The following is a 23,462-nucleotide window of genomic DNA, read 5'->3' on the forward strand; positions in this document are numbered from 1 at the left end:
TCAGCAGGCCGCAACCGCTAAATGACAGAAAAATGACTGACTGCTGCATTCCACAGCAAAACCCCGCCTTATACCCTTTTATGCACAAAGTTATCCACAATCATGAACGGATCGCGATGCGATCCCACGAATTGAGCGAGAAGATCAACTATACTAGCGGCAAATATTCTCCTCAGTGCAGGCCCACCCTCATGACCACACAACGCCTCGCCCGCGACTGGCGTCTCCCTACAGCAGGGGTGATGCTGCTGGCACTCCTCTTTGCCGGTTTTACCCTGCATGCGCACTGGAACGCCTTTATCCAGTGGTGCCTCGCCACGCAAATTACGCTGCACCGCTATCTGGTGATGTATCTGCTGCAGCTTAATAACCACCAGTACAGCGGCGGATTATGGCTGTTAACGGGGGCTTTCCTTTATGGTGTCCTTCACGCCATCGGACCCGGGCACGGAAAGTTCATCGTGACGACCTATCTGACCACCAATAAGGAAAGCGAGCTGGCCGCCCGGGTTGTCCCCTTCCTGGGTAGCCTGATGCAGGGCGTCAGCGCCATTCTGTTTGTCTTTATTCTGGCGGTGGGGTTTAACCTCGCCTCGGGGGATATCAGTACCAGCCGCTGGTACGTGGAGAAGATAAGCGCTGTGCTTATTGGCGCATTTGGTGCATTCGTTATTTACCGGGCGCTGAAGAGCCTGCGCCCGCGCAGGATGACTATCTCCGCCATCAAGCCTCTTCATCAGCACGATGAACACTGTGGCTGCGGCCATCACGGCGTAGGTACAGACCTGACGCAGGGCGACTGGAAAACCCGTCTGGGCGTGATTCTGGCAATTGGCGCACGCCCGTGCAGCGGGGCGATCATGATTCTGATGTTTTCGAACGCGCTGGGCATTGTCACCTGGGGAGTGGCCGCGGTCATGACCATGTCTTTGGGCACCGCACTTTCCATTGTGGGGCTTTCCCTGGCTGTACGGTACGCCCGTGAGCGCACGGTGACCTGGTTCGGAGAAAGCGCCTCACTAAGATGGCTGGTGCCAGCAGTCAAAATAGCCGGAGGGATAGTCCTGATCCTGTTTGCGACGGTGCTGTTCCTGACGGTGATCCCCGTCAGCGCCAATGGCGACTACATCGCTGCCGGATGCTAATAAAAGAAAACCCGCCGTTGGCGGGTTTCTTTATTACTCGTTGATGCGTGGATGCTGGTCCACCAGTCGGGAGCGTTTTTTCTGCAGCTCTTCAATCTCTGCGTCAATATCCTCAATCTTCTGCTCTACGTTATCGTAGTGCTCGCGCAGGATCTCTTTCGCTTCCTGGATGTCAGACGCCGCAGGCGTTGCGCCTTTCAGAGGGCGATTCGCCGTCTCCTTCATGGTAAGACCGGTAATCAGACCAATCACCGCAATCACCATCAGGTAATAAGCCGGCATCATCAGGTTCTGCGTGCTCTCGACCAGCGAGGCGGCAAGCGTCGGGGTCAGACCGGCAATCAGCACCGAGATGTTAAAGGCCGCGGCCAGCGCGCTGTAGCGAATATGCGTCGGGAACATCGCGGGCAACGTTGAGGCCATCACCCCGATAAAGCAGTTAAGGATCACCGCCAGCATCAGCAGACCGGCAAAAATCAGCCCCAGCACATCACTGTTAATCAGAATGAATGCCGGAATTGCCAGAGCAAACAGCGCAACGCTTCCCAGAATAATGAACGGTCGACGACCAAAACGGTCACTCAACAGACCCATAATCGGCTGCACAAACAGCATACCCACCATGATGGCGATAATAATCAGCACACCGTGATCTTCCGAGTAGTGCAGGTTATGCGACAGATAGCTCGGCATGTAGGTCAAGAGCATGTAGTAGGTCACGTTGGTCGAAATCACCAGACCAATACAGGTCAGCAGGCTGCGCCAGTGTTTAGTGGCAATCTCTTTGAACGACACCTTCGGACCATCCTGCAGCCCTTCGCGGTCACCCTGCTCGAGTTTATCGACGTGCTGCTGGAAGGCAGGCGTCTCTTCCAGCGCATGACGCAGGTAGAGGCCAATAATCCCCAGCGGCAATGCCAGGAAGAACGGAATACGCCAGCCCCAGTCGAGGAAGTTATCTTCACCCACCACGGTTGAAATCAACACCACGACGCCCGCCCCCAGGACAAACCCGGCAATCGAGCCGAAGTCCAGCCAGCTTCCCATAAAACCGCGCTTACGGTCCGGGGAATACTCGGCGACGAAGATCGAGGCACCGGTATATTCACCGCCTACGGAGAAGCCCTGCGCCATCTTACAAATCAGCAAGAGAATGGGTGCCCAAATGCCGATGGTGGCGTAAGACGGTATAAGGCCGATACAGAATGTACTGATCGACATAATGACGATGGTGATGGCCAGGATCTTCTGACGACCATATTTATCGCCGAGCATACCGAAGAACAGACCGCCCAGCGGGCGAATCAGGAAGGGAACGGAGAACGTACCCAGTGCGGCGATCATCTGCAGGCTGGGATCGGCCCCGGGGAAAAACACTTTACCTAACGCATAGGCTACAAAGCCGTAGACACCAAAATCGAACCATTCCATCGCATTACCGAGCGAGGCTGCGGTAATCGCTTTACGCAGCTTTGCGTCATCAATAATGGTGACGTCGCGAAGCGTGATGGGTTTAATCTTTTTCCTTCTCAGCATAGCTATCCTCGTTGACTCGGCCCTGTCTGTTTCACAGTCCAGTTAGCGTTCTGTGAACCATGGGATCCGCTCCATGCGAATCGCCTTATTCAAGCGTAGCAGGTTTACTTACATTGACGTTTTACGTCGATACAACCGAACCTGTTGACGCCTGCCTGGGCAGTTAATGACCTTTTTACCCTACCAGCGTTTATATTTGTGATCAACTTCACACATATTTTCGCGTCTCGTCAACTCAGTCCAATTTTTGTCAAGGAGTGCAAATAAGCACTTCCTTACCCCACCTAAAGGACATCCTCCCGCGCGTCATTATTTCTTTCTTAACGGAAAAACAAACCACGTTAATTCACATCAGGTTTACATAAATTTTCATCAACAGGAACCGACCTCAGGTTTTACATTGAATATGTGATGGATATAACTAAAACGGTGTTTTATTTTCATTGAATCAATATTCCAATGATCGCATCATAAATCCGAATTCAGCGTTTTATGTGTTTAAGAAAAAGGTTAATTGAGAGCACGCATTTAATTTTGTTGCAGGGCTTTCGAAAAAACACCGCAAGCAATACGAGCAATCGATTGAATTTATTGACTAATTTCTAACACCTATCACCCGTCCTGCGGGTTCCGATGTGAGGTTTGTCTATGAAGATTAAAGCCACGATAGAACGTATACCCGGCGGCATGATGCTGGTTCCGCTGGTGCTGGGCGCCATCCTGAATACTCTTGCTCCCGATACCGGAGCCTATTTCGGTGGTTTCACAAAAGGCATGATAACAGGCACGGTTCCCATTCTTGCCGTCTGGTTTTTTTGTATCGGCGCATCCATTAATTTGCGGGCAACGGGGACAGTATTACGGAAATCCGGAACGCTGGTGATAACCAAAATAGCGGTAGCCTGGGCGGTGGCAATGATATGCGCGATGTTCATTCCGGAGAATGGAATTCAGACCGGGTTCTTTGCGGGTTTATCGGTCCTGGCGATTGTCTCGGCAATGGATATGACCAACGGCGGATTGTACGCCAGCCTGATGAACCAGTACGGAACGAAAGAAGAGTCCGGCGCATTTGTGCTGATGTCTCTGGAGTCCGGCCCATTGATGACGATGCTGATCCTGGGGTCTGCTGGCCTGGCCTCGTTTGAACCGCACCACTTTGTCGGCGCAATCCTGCCCTTCCTGGTCGGTTTCGCCCTTGGCAATCTCGACCGCGATCTGCGTGATTTCTTCAGCAAAGCCACGCCGGTGCTAATCCCGTTCTTCGGTTTCGCACTGGGGAACACCATCAACCTGAAGGTCATTCTCGATACCGGCCTGCTGGGCATTGTGCTGGGTGTCGCCGTGATCGTCATCACCGGTATTCCGCTGATTATTGCCGACCGCGTAATCGGAGGAGGAAACGGCACGGCCGGCGTCGCCGCCTCTTCAGCCGCGGGGGCTGCTGTTGCAAACCCGGTGATTATCGCCCAAATTAACCCGGCCTTCGAACCGGTCGCCGCTTCAGCGACGGCACTGGTTGCCGCGAGCGTAATTGTCACCGCGATTCTGGTCCCCATCATCACGGCGCTGTATGCGAAACGCTACGGGAATATGCAAGTGACCCTGCCTGAACCAAAGCCGATAGAAATGAATCATTAACACACCGCACCATTCCCTCTCCCAACGGGGAGAGGGTGAGGGATTTACCCAAAAATCTCTTCCACCATCCCGTCCACCAGCCGTTTTGCCGAACAAAGCCTCGGCATACCCAGCGCGACGGTCTGCCAGTTTTGCGTCACTGACCAGCTCACCGGATGTTGATCCGCCTGACACCAGTCCCCCAGCCAGCCCAGCATGTCTTTATGATCGATTAAACCCGGAGAGGCTGGCGTTGTCAGCCACTGGTGATAGAAATGGCGGGTCGTGGGGGACGCATTGATGCCCTGTGCCAGATAGTTAGCCGCCATGCTGCGCAGGTTATCCTTAAGCATTGCCGCCACATCTTCATTCGCGAGGCGGCATGCGTCACCAAATGCCCCCCAGCGCAGCTCTTCCAGGACGATAAAACAGCGCCCGGCCAGCGACCAGCCATCATAATGCCCGGCCCGCCAGCGGGTAAAAATCTGCTCGCTGTGCTCACCCGCCTGCACCGTCAGCCCGCGCTGGGTTAGCGCCTTCTCTTTATAGGCGGCGCGTTGGGTAAAATGAGAAGCGAGTTCAGCGTACTGCTGCATCAGACCGGGGGACTGCTGGGCGCGCGGGTGCGTCTGCTGGCGCAAAGCAATCAGTTTCTCTGCCATCAGCGTCAGCGCGAGATGACCCGGGTCAAGCATGCCGGCCAGTTTTTCCGCCAGCCCCAGGCGCAGCGCTGCATTTTCATTGAGCATACCCGCCATCGCCCAGGGGCGTAGCCGGGTATGCGTCATGATTTCCTGAGTCAAACGCTCACGAAACTGAAGCTGTTGTGGTCCCAGGTGAGGATGACGCGCCGCGTCCACTCCCTGAACCAGATCGACCATAAATTTTGGATTAATACACTCCAGCGTTCGCCCGGGGCCGTCCAGTAGTTGTGTTGTCATGGTTGCTCTGCCGCGAATAGAGTTTGAATATCATCGCGTAACAGTCGGGTATCTTCCTGTATCCACGTCGCAGTCGTAATACTTTGCTTCAACAGCTGGCAGAGCGCTCGGGTTGAATGCTCATTCTGTTGACGTACTGCGAGGCTATCACGCAAGCTTTCCTGTAACCCGGTCAGGCACAGCGAAAATTCTGCAAAGAACGTCGCCATTCCTGCCGTAACAGAGACATCGACCTGCGCGGACAAAGCTTTACGTATTTGTTCACAAAACAGCTCAATATGTTGCTTAAATTTGTCATGTAGCTGCGCAATATCGATAACATATCGCGTGCGCGTTTCCACATACTCATCCCAGCCCCAGCCCGGATTATTGAGCCAGCGAGAGACCGTTTCTCGCATGCTGCTCCCGCCTGATGACGGGCCTGCCTGGCTGTCATCCTGCGCTATCGCATCGTTAAACAGCGCCCGCGTATTGAAGTTGAGCTGGTGAGCCTGAAACGCCGGGAAACTGATTCGCGCCCGAAAACCCGCATGGCTCAGATGCTCTTTAATACGCGTTTCGATGGGGCGCATGGCTTCGTTCAGGGAGCGAGCCAGCGTAGATTCAAGCTGGTCGAAGCGTAACGCCAGCTCCCGGCAGATTTTCGTCTGTGCATCCAGCATCACCCGTTCGCAGGAGGAGCGGATTTTACTCAGCGCGATCTGCGCCTTCCCTTCATCGTCCAGAACCAGTTGCTTCAGCTCGTCACCGTGAGGGTTCTGCCGATCGATGCCTGCCAAATCAAGAATATGCTGAGCGCTGAACACCTCGCCAATCGCCTGGTTAAGCGCGGTTTTTTGGGCGCCCATAAAGTCCGCAGTGGCGTTCAGCGCCTCCTCAACTTCATGTTTCACCTCATCGCTCACCACGCTCTGACGCGTCTGGAGAAGCGCCATATCCTCTTCCAGACGTGCGATATTCAGTTCCAGCGCCTCAAAGGCAACCGTCAGCCCCTGATAGCGGAAGTCGAGGTACTCCCGGGCATTTTGTGCGTAGTTGAGCAGCTTGTGCGAGGCCGAACGCAGCGCGTAAAGCGAGGAATTGGCATAGGCGGCGTAGATCAGCTTGCGTATCGGTTGTTCGAAAAGCGAATCTTCCCAGAGCAAATCGGCAGCATGACGAATATGGTCGATATCGTCCAGGTCCGCCGTACGCCAGCGCCGCCCAAGCGCCGCTTCGGCAAAGTCCTGCACCCAGGGTTGCTCCTGATGATCCGGCAGTTGTCCGTGGTTACTCATCTCGTAGCGAGCGCGGTTTGCCAGATAGGCCCACATGGACGAAACGGGGTAGATCTGGCCAGGCGAAATATTGCCTTTCATTAAGGTGCCGGAGATCATCGCCCGGATCTGCTCTTCATCGTCGCTATTGCGATCTTTCTGATCGAACTTATTGACCAGCGCATACAGCGGCACGGATTTTCCCGCAGCAGAAATGGCCTGGCGGACTTCTTCATCAGAGATAGATTTAAGCTGGGTATAATCCATCACGGCCAGCACCGCCGACGCGCGGGACAACTGCTCGCTGAGCATTTTTTGCAGATGCGGCTGTCCGGCCTCATTCGGCCCGGGCGTATCGAGCAGAGTCAGCTGTCCGAGGTGAGCATCCAGACCCGCAAGATGCACGAACTCCACTTCAATCACCGGAATATGTTCGATGGCGGCGTATTCAGAGAAGGGAAACTCCACGCCTAACGCCTGGGAAAGTCTCACCAGGTCGTTGAGGCTTTTCAGACAATAAAATATCGGCTGCGCGCCCAGGTGATGCTTCTCAAAAGCCTCTCCTTTTTCAATGCGCTCCAGCAGCGTATTCATGTCTTTATCAATTTCCAGATGTTGAGCGAGCTTTCCGCGATCGTAATCGCATAGCTTTTTCTGTAGCAGTTGGATCAATTCATCAATGGGCGAGGCATGTGAGAAATGCAGCACCGGCTCCTTCTGACCCGGCGTGTGGCGAATCAGAGTAGGGAGCGCCGTCATCGGACGATTGCGGTTCGGCAACACTTCGGTCCCCACAATCGCATTAATGGTGGTCGATTTCCCCGCTTTCATAGTGCCCACAATAGCCAGGACCATTTCCAGCCGGGTTATTTTTCGTAATTCATTATTCAGCATCGCCTGCTGCGCTTCGACACCGCGCGCGCTAAAATGCAAAGGTAAAACGTTGTTCTTTTCACCCGTAATAGCAGCCGCGGTGCTCTCCAGCATCGCAGTCGGCATAGATTTCAACGTATCAAGGTTTTGCAGGGCGAGCTGTAACAAACGCTCAGCTTCCTGGCTTAATTCAAAAATGGTCTGTGTGTGCATGATAAAAGCCTTTCCTTAACGCAAATTTATTACTTTTATTAAGCCACTGGTATTAATTATGTTGTTCAGGCTTATATGATTACGTGTGGAAAACATGTTCGCCGAAATATAACTGATTGATGATAATCAGAAATATTTCGCTATCCTTGCATGGCGTGTATAGCTCCCCTCCTGGCCTGACGACCAAAGGAAAAAAGCGTAGCCCAATTTTAAGAAACTTCAGGATATATCATCATTATTTACCCACCTAAAAAGAGAGGTAATACGCCCCTGCCAAAAGATATGGATGGCAGCGAAGTCAGGAGATAAATAACAATGTGTCGCTTCACCTTATCCGAAATGAAGGAGCGTAGCAATTTGCTGCAATAAAATATTCGATATATTTAGCGTCATTTCTTCCCAACGTGTTAATGAGGTAAGCATCGCTTAACTGACTGACAGGAAGTGTCACTCCCGATAGGCTTTTTGCATTTTTTTAATTCACAATGTCACCGACAAACGTGTGGATTTGCGCTATACTTGCCGCCTTTTTCGGCACGCTGCCGTCATTTAGCTGGCACTTTCCAGCGCGTTTACACTTTTTGAGGATACCGATATGTCACTCCCACACTGCCCAAAATGCAATTCTGAATACACCTATGAAGATAATGGCATGTTCATCTGCCCGGAATGCGCTCACGAATGGAACGATGCCGAACCATCACACGACGCTGATGCACTTGTCGTCAAAGATGCGAACGGCAATCTGCTGGCGGACGGCGACAGCGTAACCGTGATTAAAGATCTGAAAGTGAAAGGCAGTTCTTCCATGCTGAAGATCGGCACCAAAGTGAAGAATATCCGTCTGGTTGAAGGCGATCATAATATCGACTGCAAAATTGACGGCTTCGGTCCGATGAAGCTGAAATCAGAGTTCGTGAAAAAGAACTGATTTACCCGCCCGGTGGCGCTTCGCTTACCGGGCTTGCGGGAACTACACTTAACGAGCTTTTCTTACGTGAGGTAAAGATTATGCCGTTAAGTCCCTACATCTCGTTCGCCGGCAACTGTGCAGAAGCCACTTCTTTCTACCAGCAAGCCGTCGGCGCAGAGCTTCTCTATAAAATCACCTTCGGCGAAATGCCAAAAAGCGATAACAGCGAAGAAGGCTGTCCGTCCGGTATGCAATTTCCGGATTCGGCTATCGCTCACTCCAACGTCCGCATTGCGGGCAGCGATATCATGATGAGCGACGGGATGCCGCCGGGCAGCAACGCGCAGTACGCGGGCTTCACGCTGGTACTCGACACCCAGGACGTTAATGAAGGCAAGCGCTGGTTCGACAACCTCGCCGCGGGCGGGAACATCGAAATGGCCTGGCAGGAAACCTTCTGGGCACACGGTTTCGGTAAAGTCACCGATAAATACGGCGTGCCGTGGATGATTAACGTCGTTAAGCAACAGCACTAATTTTCGGGCGGTGGGCGGTCTGCCTCCGCCTGTCATCAAACTCCGCTCAACTCTTCAAACTCCCGCAACCCAGACTTAACCCAAATGTCACATTGATGCGCCAGCATGAGGCCACATTTATCGTGAGGCCCAGCACATGCAAACCGTCATCCGCGTCGAGAAACTGAGCAAGACCTTCAATCACAATAAGGCTCTGCATGCCGTTGATCTGACCGTCCAGCAGGGCGACATGGTGGCGCTTCTCGGGCCTTCTGGCTCGGGTAAATCTACCCTACTGCGTCATTTAAGCGGCCTTATCACCTGCGATAAAACGCCGGAAAGCCACGTCGAGCTGCTGGGCAATACCGTGCAGCGCGCGGGGCGTCTCGCCAGCGATATCCGCAAGAGCCGCGCCCAGACGGGCTACATCTTCCAGCAGTTCAACCTGGTGAACCGCCTGACGGTGCTGGAGAACGTGCTGATTGGCGCGCTCGGCAGCACCCCGTTCTGGCGCACCTGTCTGCGCTGGTTCTCCCCTTCGCAGAAGCAGGAAGCCTTGCAGGCGCTGACCCGCGTCGGCATGGCGCATTTTGCCCACCAGCGCGTCTCCACCCTGTCCGGTGGACAACAGCAGCGCGTAGCGATTGCCCGCGCCCTAATGCAAAAAGCGCAAATCATTCTCGCTGACGAACCCATTGCCTCGCTGGACCCGGAGTCCGCCCGCATCGTGATGGAAACCCTGCGCGACATTAACCAGAACGACGGCATCACCGTGGTGGTCACGCTGCATCAGGTGGATTACGCCCTGCGCTACTGCGAACGCATTGTCGCCCTGCGTCAGGGACATGTGTTCTTTGATGGCGCGAGCCATCAGTTTGATAACGAACGTTTTGACCATCTCTACCGCAGCATTAACCGCGTCGAAGAGAACGCGCAGGCTGCTTAATTAAACCCGATCCGAGGAAAGTACATGAGCTACAAAGCCGTTGCCGCGCTGGCCTTTACCAGTATGTTCAGCCTCAGCACCCTGTTAAGCCCGGCGTATGCACAAGAGCAGGAAAAAGCGCTGAACTTCGGCATTATTTCGACGGAATCACAGCAGAACCTGAAGCCTCAGTGGGAACCGTTCCTGAAAGATATGGAAACCAGGCTGGGAATCAAAGTGAACGCCTTCTTCGCCCCGGACTACGCGGGCATCATCCAGGGGATGCGCTTTAATAAAGTGGACATCGCCTGGTACGGCAACCTCTCCGCAATGGAAGCGGTGGACCGCGCGAACGGTCAGGTATTTGCCCAGACCGTTGCGGCAGATGGCTCCCCGGGCTACTGGAGCGTGCTGATCGTCAACAAAGACAGCCCGATCAACAACCTCAACGACATGCTCGCCAAACGCAAAGAGCTGACCTTCGGCAACGGCGACCCGAACTCCACCTCCGGCTACCTTGTCCCCGGCTACTACGTCTTCGCCAAAAACAACGCCTCCGCCAGCGACTTCAAGCGCACGGTGAACGCCAGCCATGAAACCAACGCTCTGGCCGTGGCCAACAAGCAGGTGGACGTTGCTACCAACAACACCGAGAACCTCGACAAGCTGAAAACCTCAGCGCCGGACAAGCTGAAAGAGATCAAGGTTATCTGGAAGTCGCCGCTGATCCCGGGCGACCCGATCGTCTGGCGTAAAAACCTCTCCGAGAGCACCAAGGACAAGGTTTACGACTTCTTCATGACCTATGGCAAAACGCCGGAAGAGAAAGCGGTCCTGGAGCGTCTTGGCTGGGCACCGTTCCGCCCGTCAAGCGACCTGCAGCTGGTCCCGATTCGCCAGCTGGCGCTGTTTAAAGAGATGCAGGGCGTGAAGGACAACAAAGGGCTGAAGGACGACGAGAAGACCAGCAAAGTGGCCGCAATTGAGGCGCAGCTGGAAGACCTCGATCGCCTGACCGCCGCGCTCGGTGCGATGACGAGCGTGAATAAAGCGGTGCAGTAGTGCCTTTCTCCCTCTCCCCGTGGGAGAGGGCCGGGGTGAGGGCATCAGCGCGGACATTTCCCCCTCACCCTAACCCTCTCCCTCAAGGGAGAGGGGACTAAACCCAAAGGAGCCAACATGCAAACCATCACCCTACCGCCGCCTAAGCGCAGCTGGTTCTCGCTCATAAGCTGGGCCATCCTGCTGGCGGTGCTGGTTATCTCCTGGAAGGGCGCGGAAATGGATCCGCTGCTGCTCTTCAAAGACGCGGGCAACATGGCGACCTTCGCCGCCGACTTCTTCCCGCCGGACTTCAGCCAGTGGCAGGACTATCTCAGCGAAATGGCGGTCACCCTGCAAATCGCCGTCTGGGGCACCGCCCTTGCCGTCGTTCTCTCCATTCCGTTTGGCCTGATGAGCGCCGAAAACATCGTGCCGTGGTGGGTATACCAGCCGATGCGTCGCCTGATGGACGCCTGTCGCGCCATCAATGAAATGGTCTTTGCGATGCTGTTCGTGGTCGCCGTCGGCCTGGGTCCGTTCGCCGGCGTGATGGCACTGTTCATCCACACCACCGGCGTGCTCTCCAAGCTGCTTTCTGAAGCGGTCGAAGCCATCGAGCCCGGCCCGGTGGAAGGCATCCGCGCAACGGGCGCCAACAAAATCGAAGAGATCCTCTACGGCGTCCTGCCGCAGGTGATGCCGCTGCTGATCTCCTATTCGCTGTACCGATTCGAGTCCAACGTCCGTTCCGCGACGGTGGTCGGCATGGTGGGCGCAGGCGGGATTGGCGTCACCCTGTGGGAAGCGATTCGCGGTTTCCAGTTCCAGCAAACCTGCGCCCTGATGGTGCTCATCATCGTCACCGTCAGCCTGCTGGATTTCCTCTCTCAACGTTTGCGTAAGCACTTCATCTGAGAAGCGAGGCTTTGTTTTCTATGCACTTATCCAGACATCCGACCAGCTACCCCACCCGCTGGCAAGAGATTGCCGCAAAGCTCGAAGTGGAGTTGCGCACGCACTACCGCTGCGGAGACTACCTGCCCGCCGAGCAGCAGCTTGCCGACCGCTATGAAGTGAACCGCCACACCCTGCGTCGCGCCATTGACCAGCTGGTCGAGCGCGGCTGGGTCCAGCGCCGTCAGGGCGTGGGCGTGCTGGTGCTGATGCGCCCGTTCGACTACCCGCTGAACGCCCAGGCGCGCTTTAGCCAGAACCTGCTGGATCAGGGCAGCCACCCGACCAGCGAAAAGCTGCTCTCGGTATTGCGTCCGGCCTCCAGCCACGTGGCGGATGCGCTGGGTATTCAGGAGGGCGACGACGTCATTCACCTGCGCACCCTGCGTCGCGTTAACGGCGTGGCGGTATGCCAGATAGACCACTACTTTGCGGACCTCGCCCTCTGGCCCGTGCTCCAGCATTTCTCCAGCGGCTCGCTGCATGATTTTCTTCAGGATGCGACCGGCATTGCGCTCAAGCGCACCCAGACGCGCATCAGCGCCCGTCGCGCGCAGGCGAAAGAGAGCAAGGTGCTCGAAATCCCCAATATGGCCCCGCTGCTCTGCGTACGCACCCTCAACCACCGTGACGGCGAGATCAACGCGACGGAATACTCCGTCAGCCTGACCCGCGCCGACATGATCGAATTCACCATGGAGCACTGAATGCACTTCGACACCGCAACCCGACAGCGCTGGATGCGCGTGCTGGCCCAAAGCCAGCCTGCCGCGCTCTCTGCCCGCATGAGCGCCCTTAGTCTGGCACCTGATTACGACACCCTTCGCGCCCCGGAGATCGGCCTCGTTCAGATCCAGGCGCGCATGGGCGGCACCGGCGAGCGCTTTTTCGCCGGAGACGCCACCCTCACCCGCGCCGCGATCCGTCTGAACAGCGGCACGCTGGGCTACAGCTACGTGCTCGGGCGTGATAAAGCCCACGCCGAGCGCTGCGCGGTGATCGACGCGCTTTTACAGGAACAACCCTATTTCCAGACGTTAATGGAAATCCTTATTGCCCCGCTGGAAGCCGACCGCGCCGCGCGCATTGCCGCGCGTCAGGCCGAAGTGAATACCAGCCGGGTCGACTTCTTTACGCTCGTTCGCGGAGACAACGCATGACGCTTCAACCTGCTTTTACCCTGGCCGTCCAGGATGCCCAACACAGTTTTCGTCGCCTGCTGAAGGCGATGAGCGAGCCGGGCACGATCGTCTCGCTGCACCAGCTCTCCCAGGGCTGGCTGCCGCTGAACCTGGCGACCACCAGCGTGCTGCTGACGCTTGCCGATAACGACACCCCGGTGTGGCTTTCGGGCGCGCTGTCGAACGATATCGCCAGCCAGAACCTGCGTTTTCACACCAGCGCTCCGCTGGTCGATCAGCCCCAGCAGGCGGTTTTTGCCGTGGCTGACGAGCAAATCAGCCATGAGCAATTGAACGCCCTGAGCGAAGGCAGCGCCGTCGCCCCGGAAACCAGCGCCACGCTGATCCTGCAGGTCTCCAGCCTGAGCGGCGGCCGCATGCTGCGCCTCACGGGGGCGGGCATCGCCGACGAACGCATGGTCGCACCGCAGCTGCCGGAGTGCATCATTCACGAGCTGACCGAGCGCCCGCACCCGTTCCCGCTGGGCATTGACCTGATCCTGACCTGCGGCGAGCGCCTGCTGGCAATCCCGCGGACCACCCACGTGGAGGTGTGCTGATGTACGTTGCCGTCAAAGGGGGCGAGAAGGCCATCGCCGCCGCCCATGCGCTGCAGGCGCACAGACGACGGGGCGATGAACGGCTTCCCGAGCTGAGCGTCGCCCAGATTGAACAGCAGCTAAACCTCGCCGTAGACCGCGTGATGACCGAAGGCGGCATCGCCGACCGCGAGCTGGCGGCGCTGGCCCTGAAGCAGGCCAGCGGCGACAGCGTGGAAGCCATCTTCCTGCTGCGCGCCTACCGCACCACGCTTGCCAGACTGGCGGTCAGCGAGCCGGTGAATACGGCACAGATGCGCCTGGAACGCCGCATTTCTGCCGTTTATAAAGACGTTCCCGGCGGCCAGCTGCTTGGCCCCACCTACGACTACACCCACCGCCTGCTGGATTTTACCCTGCTGGCGAACGGCGAAACGCTGACGCTCAGCACCTCCGACGCCGAACAGGAACCGTCTCCGCACGTCTTCAGCCTGCTGGCAAAACAGGGCCTGGCGAAGGCGGAAGAAGATTCTGGCGCGCAGCCGGATGACATCACCCGCACGCCGCCGGTTTACCCGTGCTCGCGCTCGTCCCGCCTGCAGCAGCTGATGCGCGGCGACGAAGGCTATCTGCTGGCGCTGGCCTACTCCACCCAGCGCGGCTACGGGCGCAACCACCCGTTTGCAGCCGAAATTCGCAGCGGCTACATCGACGTCGAGATCGTACCGGAAGAGCTGGGTTTTGCGGTGAACGTCGGCGAACTGCTGATGACCGAATGTGAAATGGTCAACGGTTTCGTCGCCCCGGAAGACGAAGACCCGCACTTTACCCGCGGCTACGGGCTGGTATTCGGCATGGGCGAGCGCAAGGCCATGGCCATGGCGCTGGTCGACCGCGCCCTGCAGGCACCGTACTACGGCGAGCACGTTGCAGGCCCGGCGCAGGACGAAGAGTTCGTGCTGGCCCACGCGGATAACGTTGAGGCCGCCGGTTTTGTCTCGCACCTCAAGCTGCCGCACTACGTCGATTTCCAGGCCGAACTGGAACTGCTGAAACGCCTGCAACGGGAGCGCAAAAATGGCTAACTTAAGCGGCTACAACTTTGCCTATCTGGATGAGCAAACCAAACGCATGATCCGCCGCGCCATCTTAAAAGCGGTGGCCATTCCGGGCTATCAGGTGCCGTTCGGCGGCCGCGAAATGCCGATGCCCTACGGCTGGGGCACGGGCGGCATCCAGATTACCGCCAGCGTGATCGGCGAGGCGGACGTGCTGAAGGTCATCGACCAGGGCGCCGACGACACTACCAACGCCGTGTCGATCCGCAGCTTCTTCCAGCGCGTCACCGGCGTCAATACCACCGAAAAAACCGAAGACGCCACGCTGATCCAGACCCGACACCGCATCCCGGAAACCCCGCTCACTGAAGATCAGATTTTGATTTTCCAGGTGCCGATCCCGGAGCCGCTGCGCTTTATCGAGCCGCGCGAAACGGAAACCCGCACCATGCACGCGCTGGAAGAGTACGGCGTCATGCAGGTGAAGCTGTATGAGGACATCGCCCGCTTCGGCCATATCGCCACCACCTACGCCTACCCGGTGAAGGTGAACGGGCGCTACGTGATGGACCCGTCGCCAATCCCAAAATTCGATAACCCGAAGATGGACATGATGCCCGCCCTGCAGCTTTTCGGCGCCGGGCGCGAAAAACGCATCTACGCCGTCCCGCCTTATACGCGTGTCGAAAGCCTGGATTTCGACGATCACCCGTTTACGGTGCAGGAGTGGGACGAGCCGTGCGCCATCTGCGGATCCAAACACAGCTATCTGGACGAAGTGGTGCTGGACGATACGGGCAAACGGATGTTTGTCTGCTCCGACACCGATTACTGCCGCCAACAGAGCGAGGCGAACGGCCAATGAAACCGCTGCTTTCGGTTAATAACCTGACTCACCTGTATGCGCCGGGCAAAGGCTTTAGCGACGTATCGTTCGAGCTGTGGCCGGGCGAGGTGCTGGGGATCGTCGGCGAGTCCGGCTCCGGCAAAACGACCCTGCTGAAGTCCATCTCCGCGCGCCTGACGCCGCAGAACGGCGACATTTTGTATGAGGGCGCCTCGCTGTACGGCATGAGCGAGGCCGAGCGCCGCCGCCTGCTGCGCACCGAGTGGGGCGTGGTGCATCAGCACCCGATGGACGGCCTGCGCCGTCAGGTCTCCGCCGGGGGCAACATCGGCGAACGCCTGATGGCTACCGGCGCGCGCCACTACGGCAACATCCGCGCCACCGCCCAGCACTGGCTGATCGATGTGGAAATCCCCGCCTCACGCATCGACGACCTGCCGACAACCTTCTCCGGCGGGATGCAGCAGCGCCTGCAGATTGCGCGCAACCTGGTCACCCATCCGAAGCTGGTGTTTATGGATGAACCCACCGGCGGGCTGGACGTCTCCGTGCAGGCGCGCCTGCTCGACCTGCTGCGCGGCCTGGTGGTGGAGCTGAACCTCGCGGTGGTGATTGTCACCCACGATTTAGGCGTTGCGCGCCTGCTGGCGGACCGTCTTCTGGTAATGAAGCAGGGCCAGGTGGTGGAAAGTGGGTTAACCGACCGGGTGCTCGACGATCCGCACCATCCGTACACCCAGCTGCTGGTGTCGTCCGTATTGCAGAATTAAGAGGCCAACATGATCCGCGTAGAAAACGTAAGTAAGACCTTTGTGCTCCACCAGCAAAACGGCGTGCGCCTGCCGGTGCTGCAAAATGCCTCTCTGGAGGTCAGCCGCGGTGAATGCGTGGTGCTGCACGGCCATTCCGGCAGCGGAAAATCCACCCTGCTGCGCTCCCTGTACGCTAACTACCTCCCGGACGAAGGCCACATCCGCATTCGCCACAACGATGAGTGGGTCGATCTAATGCAGGCCCCCGCGCGTAAAGTGCTGGAAGTGCGCCGCACGACGATCGGCTGGGTGAGCCAGTTTCTGCGGGTGATCCCGCGGATCTCCGCCCTGGACGTGGTGATGCAGCCCCTGCTGGATCTCGGCGTGCCGCGCGAAGCCTGTGCCGCCAAAGCCGCCAGCCTGCTGACGCGCCTCAACGTGCCGGAGCGTCTGTGGCACCTCGCTCCGTCGACCTTTTCCGGCGGCGAGCAGCAGCGCGTCAATATCGCCCGCGGATTTATCGTCGATTACCCGATTTTACTTCTGGATGAACCCACCGCCTCGCTCGACGGTAAAAACAGCGCCGCCGTGGTGGAGCTGATCGAACAGGCCAAAGCGCGCGGCGCGGCGATCGTCGGGATCTTCCACGACGACGCCGTACGCAGCCGCGTGGCGGACAGATTGCACCCGATGGGGACAAACGCATGATTATCAATAACGTCAGGCTGGTGCTGGAAAATGAAGTCGTTAATGGCTCGGTTGAAGTTCATGAAGGCGTTATTCGCGCCTTTGCCGAAACCCAGAGCCGTACTCCTGAAGCGATGGACGGTGAAGGCGGCTGGCTGCTGCCGGGGCTGATTGAGCTTCATACCGATAATCTGGACAAATTCTTCACCCCGCGCCCGAAGGTCGACTGGCCCGCCCATTCGGCGATGAGCAGCCACGACGCGCTGATGGTCGCCAGCGGCATCACCACCGTGCTGGACGCGGTGGCGATTGGTGACGTGCGCGACGGCGGCGACCGCCTGGAGAATCTCGAGAAGATGATCAACGCCGTGGAGGAGACGCAAAAACGCGGCCTCAACCGCGCCGAGCACCGTCTCCACCTGCGCTGCGAGCTGCCGCACCACACCACCCTGCCGCTGTTTGAAAAGCTGGTCGGACGCGAGCCGGTCTCGCTGGTCTCCCTGATGGACCACTCGCCGGGGCAGCGCCAGTTCGCCAACATTGAAAAGTATCGCGAATACTATCAGGGCAAATATTCTCTCAGCGATGCCGAGATGGCGCGCTACGAGGAAGAGCAGTTGGCGCTTGCGGCGCAGTGGTCGCAGCCAAACCGTCTCAGGATTGCCGCGATGTGTCGGGACCGCAATATCGCGCTGGCCAGCCATGACGACGCCACGCACGATCACGTGTGTGAATCCCACCAGCTTGGTAGCGTGATCGCCGAATTTCCCACCACGTTTGAAGCAGCGGAAGCCTCCCGCAGGCACGGTATGAACGTGCTGATGGGCGCGCCAAATATCGTGCGCGGCGGATCGCACTCCGGCAACGTGGCGGCAAGCAAGCTCGCTTCCCTCGGCCTGCTGGATATCCTCTCGTCCGACTACTACCCCGCCAGCCTGCTGGATGCGGCGTTCCGGGTTGCCGACGACGAGAACAACACCTTTACGCTGCCGCAGGCGATTCGACTGGTGACGAAAAACCCGGCCTCGGCGCTTAATCTTCAGGATCGCGGGGAAATCGCCGAGGGTAAACGCGCGGATCTGGTACTCGCCCACCGCAAGGGCGAGCACGTTCACATCGACCACGTCTGGCGTCAGGGAAAAAGGGTGTTCTGATGGGAAGGCTCATCTGGTTAATGGGGCCCTCCGGCTCCGGTAAAGACAGCCTGCTGTCCGCCTTACGGCAGCGGGAACATCCGCAGCTGCTGGTCGCGCACCGCTATATTACCCGCGCGGCCAATGCAGGGAGTGAAAACCATATCGCCCTGAGCGAGCAGGAGTTTTTCATCCGCGCCGGGCAAAACCTGCTGGCGCTGAGCTGGCACGCCAATGGCTTTTACTATGGCGTGGGCATCGAAATCGACCTCTGGCTGCACGCGGGTTTTGACGTGCTGGTTAACGGCTCGCGTGCGCATCTGCCACAAGCGCGCGCCCGCTATGAGGCGGCCCTGCTGCCGGTCTGTCTGCAGGTTTCGCCGGACGTCCTGCGCAGCCGGTTGCAGAACCGGGGGCGTGAATCAGCCCGTGAGATCGATCTGCGGCTTGAGCGCGCGGCCCGCTATGCCCCGTCGGACTGCCACATCCTCAATAACGACGGAAGTTTGCTACAGTCAGTCGATACCTTTTTATCGCTTATCCGTCAGAAGGAGAAACAGCATGCCTGACTGCCAGCTTCGCCCCGCCACCGCCGACGATGCGCAGATTGTTTACGCCCTTATCTGCGAACTGAAGCAGGCAGAGTTCGACCATCAGGCGTTCCACGCCGGATTTCTTGCCAACCTTCAGGATCACAATATGCGCTACCAGCTTGCCGAGCTGGGCGGACATGTTGTCGGCATGATCGGCCTGCATATGCAGTTTCACCTCCATCACGCGCGCTGGATCGGCGAGATCCAGGAGCTGGTGGTGATGCCGCAGGCGCGAGGGTTAAAGGTCGGAAGTCAGCTGCTGGCCTGGGCGGAAGAGGTGGCACGACAGGCCGGCGCGGAGCTGACCGAACTTTCCACCAGCGTGAAGCGCACCGACGCGCACCGTTTTTACGTTCGTGAAGGATACACGCAGAGCCATTTCCGATTCACCAAACCGCTGTAGAGGTGCGCTATGAGTCTGACCATCACGTTGACGGGAACGGGTGGCGCCCAGCTGGTGCCGGTCTTTGGCTGCGACTGCGCGGCGTGTCGCCGGGCGCGCCTGCAGGACAACTATCGCCGTCGCCCGTGCAGCGCGGTGGTGAAATTCAACGATGCCGTCACCCTGCTGGATGCCGGTATTCCGCACCTGATGGACGACTGGCCGGCGGGCAGCTTCCAGCAGTTTTTGCTCACCCATTACCATATGGATCACGTTCAGGGGCTGTTCCCCTTGCGCTGGGGCGTGGGGGCGACGATCCCGGTTTACGGTCCGCCGGACGACGCCGGATGCGACGACCTGTTTAAGCACCCCGGCATTCTGGATTTCAGCCACAGGGTCGAACCGTTTGTGATGTTTGAGCTTCAGGGTTTGCGGGTCACGCCGCTGCCGCTCAACCATTCGAAACTGACCTTCGGGTATTTGCTGGAATCGGCCCACAGCCGCGTGGCCTGGCTTTCCGATACCGCCGGATTGCCGGAAAAAACGGTGAAGTTCCTGCTCAACAACCAGCCGCAGGCAATAATTATCGACTGCAGCCATGAACCGCGCGAGGAAACGCCGCGAAACCATTGCGACTTAAATACCGTGATTGCGTTAAACGAGATAATTGGCTGCCCGCAGGTGATCCTGACGCACATCAGCCATCAGTTTGACGTGTGGATGATGGATAACCCGCTGCCGCAGGGCATAGAAGCGGGCTATGACGGGATGGTGCTGGTGCTGGATTAGGTTTTCTCCCTCTCCCGTGGGAGAGGGTTGGGGTGAGGGCAACAGGCCGCACTTAGCCTCGATCGTAATCGTCTTCTAACCTGCGCTCATCTTCTTCTAACCGACGGCGATCGTCATCCAGCTGACGCTGACGTTCATCTAAACGGCGGCGTCTGTCTTCAAGCTGCCGACGACGATCGTCGTACTGTCGACTGTCGATTTGACGGCTGCGGTCATAACGATCGTCGTCGTCATTGCTGCGGCTGCTGCTGGGGTTATAGGCATCGTTGATCGCCTGCTGAATGTTGCCAATAGCATCATCAACAATATCGGCATGAGCCAGTTGGCTGGTGAGTGACAGCAGACCGAATAACAGAGCAGTTGAGTAACGTTTCATAAGGCCAGACTCGCAGGTGAACTGGCCTTACGATAATGAACGGCGGGAAGCCGGGGTAGCGGAGGAATCTCAAATTCAGTTGTGTCCTGGGACTTCCATCAGTTGATTCGCACGCTGTTTATTTTCTGCGACCAGGACGATGCCGTAGCATTTTTGATCCGGCGAATGGCTCCAGATACGATCTTCGGGGATACACCCTCCGTCATAGATAACCTTGCTACCATCATACGGCCAAAATGCGCCCTGCTCGGTATCGAGAACAAATACAGCGATTTGGTCAGACTCGCGGGCAATTTTCTGCCAGAGCATCTTCCCACCCTCATACTGTTCAAAGTCGCTGACAAGTGTCACGCCACACTGTAATACCAGGGCTTCATACAGGCGAGTTGCCAGTCCCTTGTCACGCTCGGCGGGATCAACACAGATACCTTCTACCTGAATAACATTGGCATCTTCCCAACAGCGCTCGACGGCAATGATATCTTCACCCAAATGCGTTTTACGTTGTAAATCCAGGGCAGCAACAACCCGATGCCGGGGCACCCCATCGAAGGTTTCGATATCCGCTTCAATAATCGCAGCTCTTGGCGTCTGGCTATCAAAAATAACATGTAGCACTCGCCCGGAAAGCTCAAACTCATCAACGAGTTTAAACGACCTGGCAATTGTGCTCGGGCTGTATGTTGTAGGCATCACGATCATTTGTGAGTCCCCCTTTGTGAGTACCGGCATAATTCCTTTTATATCCCAATCTGCTAAATTTTGCGCAGATTAACATCACCGGCGTCAACGATGCTTTTGATGAAATCCTAAACAGGGGCATTTAAAAACATATTTTCCGCAGAGCCTGCGCCAGCTGCACCCGCGTAAACGGCTTGCGCAGTAGCTGGACGTCCGGCAGCTGAGGGTTATGCGCGGGCCGTAGATCCTGGCCGCTGATCAGCAGTACAGGAAGCTGCGGATAATGGCTGCGCACATGGTTAATCACCTCGGCGCCGCTGAGGCTGCCGGGCAGCATCAGGTCGCTGATAAACATGCCAATATCCGGTGAAGCCTCCAGCATATTCAGCGCCTGTTCGCCGTTGTCCGCTTCCAGCGTCAGGTAGCCGAGCTGATGCAGCTGCTCGCACAGGGTTTGCCGAACATCAGCTTCATCTTCCAGCACCAGCACCAGCCGCTCGCTATCGACGGAGGCGGTAGCTGACAGCGCTTCATCGTCTGCAGCGGCGGGCAGCACGGAGCGCGGGAGGTGAAGCCGAACGGTCGTTCCCTGCCCCGGCGCGCTTTCAATCTCCACGCGCCCCCCGGACTGGCGGACAAAGCCGTAGACCATCGACAGGCCTAACCCGCTTCCGCTTCCGGTCTGCTTGGTGGTGAAGAACGGTTCAAAGACCCGGGATTTCACCTCCTGCGACATGCCGCTGCCGCGGTCAATCACCTCCAGCGCCACCATATCCTGCCTGCGCCCGTCGCTGCGGGTGACGCGCTGATTCCAGGTCCGGATTTTAATCACCCCGCTTTGCCCTTCCATCGCATCGCGCGCGTTCATCACCAGGTTGATGATGGCGTTTTCCAGCTGGCTAACGTCAATCCACGCGGGCCATGCCGGGGTTTGCGCTTCAATCTCCAGGCTCAGGGTGGCAGGCAGGGAGTGGCGCATCAGTTCCCTGAGGTTCTCCAGCAGCGGCAGCATCTCTACCGCATGCGGCGTCAGGGACTGCTTGCGGGAAAATGCCAGCAGGCGCTGCGTCAGTAAGGCACCACGCTCGGCCGCCTTCAGCGCCCGGGTAATGCGCGGCGCGTCTTTCGATTCGGGGTCGGTGAGCTCAAGGCTGCCGATGATCACCGCCAGCAGGTTGTTAAAATCATGCGCCAGCCCGCCGGTCAGCTGTCCAACCGCCTTCATCTTCTGGCTGTGCAGCAGCGCCTCTTCCAGCCCCTGACGCTCAACGCGGTCAATCTCCATCTGCGTGGTTTTCTCTTTCAGCAGGCGCGTGGTGTGCTCAAGCGAGGCGGTATTGCGGGCAAAAACGTTAAACGCGCGCGCCAGCTCGCCCAGCTCATCGCGCCGCTGGAGGGCGGGAACGGACACGTCCTGTTCGCCGTGAGCAAGGCGCGACATCGCCCGGGAAATGGCCGTCAGGTTAGAGGCCAGATTGCGGTAGATATACCAGCAGGCGCACCCGGTGATGATCAGCGCCAGCACGGCGAAGAAGCTGATAAACACGCTGATGGACTGCAGCTCGTGATGGCTCTGGGCAGTGCGAAGCCGGGAGGCCTGCGCCACCTGCCCGACGTACTGATTAATGTCGCTGTTGAGGATCGCCACCAGCGCCTTGATGTGGAACATATACCAGCTTATCGCCAGATCGCTCTCTTCCAGCTGCTTCGACAACGGGGCGAGCTTGCCTAACTCGGCGTTAAAATCTGGCAGAACCACCTTCACGACCGGCTGTACGGCGCTACGGGGCAGCGCTGCGGCCACGGCGTCCAGCTGCTGAACGGTCGCGCGCGGCGAAGGAGTGTCGATGGCGGCGGCGATCAGCCGGTCCATCTCCATCAGCTGCTGCGCATCCGGTACGTTGCTGTCGTAACGGCGGTTGATGTCCTGAAGATGACGCAGGTAGCTCTGGCTTTGATACAGCGAGCTCAGCAGCGCGTTACGCTCCAGATGGCGGCGCTGTCCGCGCTCAAGCATCTCCGTCACGCTCTGCTGTAGCTCATTGCTTCGTTGAATAATGCGCGCCACCAGCGCCGGCTCCTGCTGCGCCAGCGGCGCATCCGCAAGCTGTTCCAGCGAGCGGCGCAGCGCCATTTGCGTCTGCTTAAGGCGCTCGGCTTCGCCTTTGTACTCCAGCGCCCCGACGACCTGTGAAAGCCGCACCGCCGCCGTGGCCACGTTGGCGGTATCGCGGGCCAGGTTCATGCTTCCGGTCATATCGTCCAGCGTTTGCTGCTGAACCTGCTCCTGGATTTGACTGGCGTGACGAAAGCCAAGCACCGCCACGCCGCTCACCATCAGCGTCACGGCGACCACCAGCAGATTAAAAATCAGCAGGCGGCCTCGGGCGCTGGCGAAAAAGGGCGGACGGCGTGATGACATGGGTTTGGGCTCCTGAGCGGTTTGGTGCCCTCACCCTGGCCCTCTCCCACCGGGAGAGGGAAAAGGAAAATGTGATGGCGATTAGCT

Annotated in this window: 24 protein-coding genes; 18 read left to right on the forward strand and 6 right to left on the reverse strand. The window is 57.9% G+C overall.

The genetic code is table 11. The features are described from left to right. Nucleotides 1–191: 191 nt before the first annotated feature. Nucleotides 192–1,145, forward strand: coding sequence for a nickel/cobalt transporter (locus DEO48_RS21095; protein WP_109846201.1), 954 nt, complete (start codon nt 192–194; stop codon nt 1,143–1,145). A gap of 33 nt (nt 1,146–1,178) precedes the next feature. Here the strand turns inward: DEO48_RS21095 and proP are convergent, their stop codons facing one another. Beyond that, on the reverse strand, nt 1,179–2,681 hold the full coding sequence (gene proP, locus DEO48_RS21100; protein WP_045355283.1) for a glycine betaine/L-proline transporter ProP: 1,503 nt from the start codon (nt 2,679–2,681) through the stop codon (nt 1,179–1,181). A 648-nt stretch (nt 2,682–3,329) separates the two neighbouring features. Here proP and kdgT point away from each other — a divergent pair. Continuing rightward, nucleotides 3,330–4,322 (forward strand): 2-keto-3-deoxygluconate transporter, encoded by a 993-nt coding sequence (gene kdgT / locus DEO48_RS21105; RefSeq protein WP_109846202.1) that lies wholly within the window; start codon nt 3,330–3,332, stop codon nt 4,320–4,322. A gap of 44 nt (nt 4,323–4,366) precedes the next feature. Here the strand turns inward: kdgT and DEO48_RS21110 are convergent, their stop codons facing one another. Beyond that, the gene (locus tag DEO48_RS21110; protein ID WP_109846203.1) at nt 4,367–5,242 is read right to left on the reverse strand and encodes a diguanylate cyclase regulator RdcB family protein; all 876 of its coding nucleotides are present in this window, start codon (nt 5,240–5,242) and stop codon (nt 4,367–4,369) included. Then, entirely contained in the window at nt 5,239–7,584 is a 2,346-nt protein-coding gene (gene crfC / locus DEO48_RS21115; protein ID WP_109846204.1) for a clamp-binding protein CrfC, read from the reverse strand. Before crfC ends, DEO48_RS21110 begins: the two co-directional genes overlap by 4 nt. Nucleotides 7,585–8,179: 595 nt before the next feature. Here crfC and DEO48_RS21120 point away from each other — a divergent pair. The 16 genes from DEO48_RS21120 (at nt 8,180) to phnP (ending at nt 19,896) form a co-directional block, all read left to right on the forward strand. Next, nucleotides 8,180–8,515, forward strand: coding sequence for a zinc ribbon domain-containing protein YjdM (locus DEO48_RS21120; protein WP_023310096.1), 336 nt, complete (start codon nt 8,180–8,182; stop codon nt 8,513–8,515). A gap of 80 nt (nt 8,516–8,595) precedes the next feature. Continuing rightward, nucleotides 8,596–9,033, forward strand: a complete 438-nt coding sequence (yjdN, locus tag DEO48_RS21125) for a VOC family metalloprotein YjdN (protein WP_109846205.1) — start codon at nt 8,596–8,598, stop codon at nt 9,031–9,033. Between the two features lie 136 nt (nt 9,034–9,169). Continuing rightward, nucleotides 9,170–9,958, forward strand: coding sequence for a phosphonate ABC transporter ATP-binding protein (phnC, locus tag DEO48_RS21130; protein ID WP_109846206.1), 789 nt, complete (start codon nt 9,170–9,172; stop codon nt 9,956–9,958). A gap of 24 nt (nt 9,959–9,982) precedes the next feature. Next, nucleotides 9,983–10,999 carry a phosphonate ABC transporter substrate-binding protein gene (gene phnD / locus DEO48_RS21135; RefSeq protein WP_109846207.1) on the forward strand — a complete coding sequence of 339 codons (1,017 nt, stop codon included), beginning with the start codon at nt 9,983–9,985 and terminating at the stop codon, nt 10,997–10,999. 117 nt (nt 11,000–11,116) lie between these two features. Beyond that, nucleotides 11,117–11,896 carry a phosphonate ABC transporter, permease protein PhnE gene (gene phnE / locus DEO48_RS21140; RefSeq protein ID WP_023334213.1) on the forward strand — a complete coding sequence of 260 codons (780 nt, stop codon included), beginning with the start codon at nt 11,117–11,119 and terminating at the stop codon, nt 11,894–11,896. Nucleotides 11,897–11,916: 20 nt separating this feature from the next. Further along, nucleotides 11,917–12,642 (forward strand): phosphonate metabolism transcriptional regulator PhnF, encoded by a 726-nt coding sequence (phnF, locus tag DEO48_RS21145; RefSeq protein ID WP_023310091.1) that lies wholly within the window; start codon nt 11,917–11,919, stop codon nt 12,640–12,642. Continuing rightward, nucleotides 12,643–13,095 carry a phosphonate C-P lyase system protein PhnG gene (phnG, locus tag DEO48_RS21150; RefSeq protein ID WP_109846208.1) on the forward strand — a complete coding sequence of 151 codons (453 nt, stop codon included), beginning with the start codon at nt 12,643–12,645 and terminating at the stop codon, nt 13,093–13,095. After that, nucleotides 13,092–13,676: a phosphonate C-P lyase system protein PhnH gene (gene phnH, locus DEO48_RS21155; RefSeq protein WP_109846209.1), complete on the forward strand. Its 585-nt coding sequence runs from the start codon at nt 13,092–13,094 to the stop codon at nt 13,674–13,676. Before phnG ends, phnH begins: the two co-directional genes overlap by 4 nt. Then, nucleotides 13,676–14,740 (forward strand): carbon-phosphorus lyase complex subunit PhnI, encoded by a 1,065-nt coding sequence (locus DEO48_RS21160; protein WP_109846210.1) that lies wholly within the window; start codon nt 13,676–13,678, stop codon nt 14,738–14,740. The genes phnH and DEO48_RS21160 overlap by 1 nt, the downstream gene beginning before the upstream one ends. Beyond that, complete coding sequence (gene phnJ, locus DEO48_RS21165; protein ID WP_023310087.1) at nt 14,733–15,578, forward strand: alpha-D-ribose 1-methylphosphonate 5-phosphate C-P-lyase PhnJ; 846 nt, start codon at nt 14,733–14,735, stop codon at nt 15,576–15,578. The genes DEO48_RS21160 and phnJ overlap by 8 nt, the downstream gene beginning before the upstream one ends. After that, nucleotides 15,575–16,330 carry a phosphonate C-P lyase system protein PhnK gene (gene phnK, locus DEO48_RS21170; RefSeq protein WP_063441368.1) on the forward strand — a complete coding sequence of 252 codons (756 nt, stop codon included), beginning with the start codon at nt 15,575–15,577 and terminating at the stop codon, nt 16,328–16,330. Before phnJ ends, phnK begins: the two co-directional genes overlap by 4 nt. Before the next feature lie 9 nt (nt 16,331–16,339). Beyond that, nucleotides 16,340–17,020, forward strand: a complete 681-nt coding sequence (phnL, locus tag DEO48_RS21175) for a phosphonate C-P lyase system protein PhnL (RefSeq protein WP_109846211.1) — start codon at nt 16,340–16,342, stop codon at nt 17,018–17,020. Further along, the gene (gene phnM / locus DEO48_RS21180) at nt 17,017–18,153 is read left to right on the forward strand and encodes an alpha-D-ribose 1-methylphosphonate 5-triphosphate diphosphatase (RefSeq protein WP_109846212.1); all 1,137 of its coding nucleotides are present in this window, start codon (nt 17,017–17,019) and stop codon (nt 18,151–18,153) included. The genes phnL and phnM overlap by 4 nt, the downstream gene beginning before the upstream one ends. Next, nucleotides 18,150–18,701, forward strand: coding sequence for a ribose 1,5-bisphosphokinase (gene phnN / locus DEO48_RS21185; protein ID WP_109846213.1), 552 nt, complete (start codon nt 18,150–18,152; stop codon nt 18,699–18,701). The genes phnM and phnN overlap by 4 nt, the downstream gene beginning before the upstream one ends. After that, a complete protein-coding gene (gene phnO, locus DEO48_RS21190) occupies nt 18,694–19,128 on the forward strand; it encodes an aminoalkylphosphonate N-acetyltransferase (protein WP_024906746.1) in 435 nt (144 codons plus the stop codon). Before phnN ends, phnO begins: the two co-directional genes overlap by 8 nt. Before the next feature lie 9 nt (nt 19,129–19,137). Further along, nucleotides 19,138–19,896 carry a phosphonate metabolism protein PhnP gene (phnP, locus tag DEO48_RS21195; RefSeq protein WP_045355270.1) on the forward strand — a complete coding sequence of 253 codons (759 nt, stop codon included), beginning with the start codon at nt 19,138–19,140 and terminating at the stop codon, nt 19,894–19,896. A gap of 52 nt (nt 19,897–19,948) precedes the next feature. Here the strand turns inward: phnP and yjdP are convergent, their stop codons facing one another. From yjdP to DEO48_RS21210, 3 genes are all read right to left on the reverse strand, one after another. Further along, on the reverse strand, nt 19,949–20,272 hold the full coding sequence (yjdP, locus tag DEO48_RS21200; RefSeq protein WP_033144428.1) for a DDRRRQL repeat protein YjdP: 324 nt from the start codon (nt 20,270–20,272) through the stop codon (nt 19,949–19,951). Between the two features lie 75 nt (nt 20,273–20,347). Then, nucleotides 20,348–20,974, reverse strand: a complete 627-nt coding sequence (locus tag DEO48_RS21205; protein WP_008500049.1) for a GNAT family N-acetyltransferase — start codon at nt 20,972–20,974, stop codon at nt 20,348–20,350. Nucleotides 20,975–21,095: 121 nt separating this feature from the next. Beyond that, nucleotides 21,096–23,375 (reverse strand): ATP-binding protein, encoded by a 2,280-nt coding sequence (locus DEO48_RS21210; protein WP_109846214.1) that lies wholly within the window; start codon nt 23,373–23,375, stop codon nt 21,096–21,098. Between the last annotated feature and the right edge of the window lie 87 nt (nt 23,376–23,462).

The organism is Enterobacter sp. CGMCC 5087 (assembly GCF_003144775.1).
GTDB classification, from domain to species: domain Bacteria; phylum Pseudomonadota; class Gammaproteobacteria; order Enterobacterales; family Enterobacteriaceae; genus Enterobacter; species Enterobacter cloacae_M.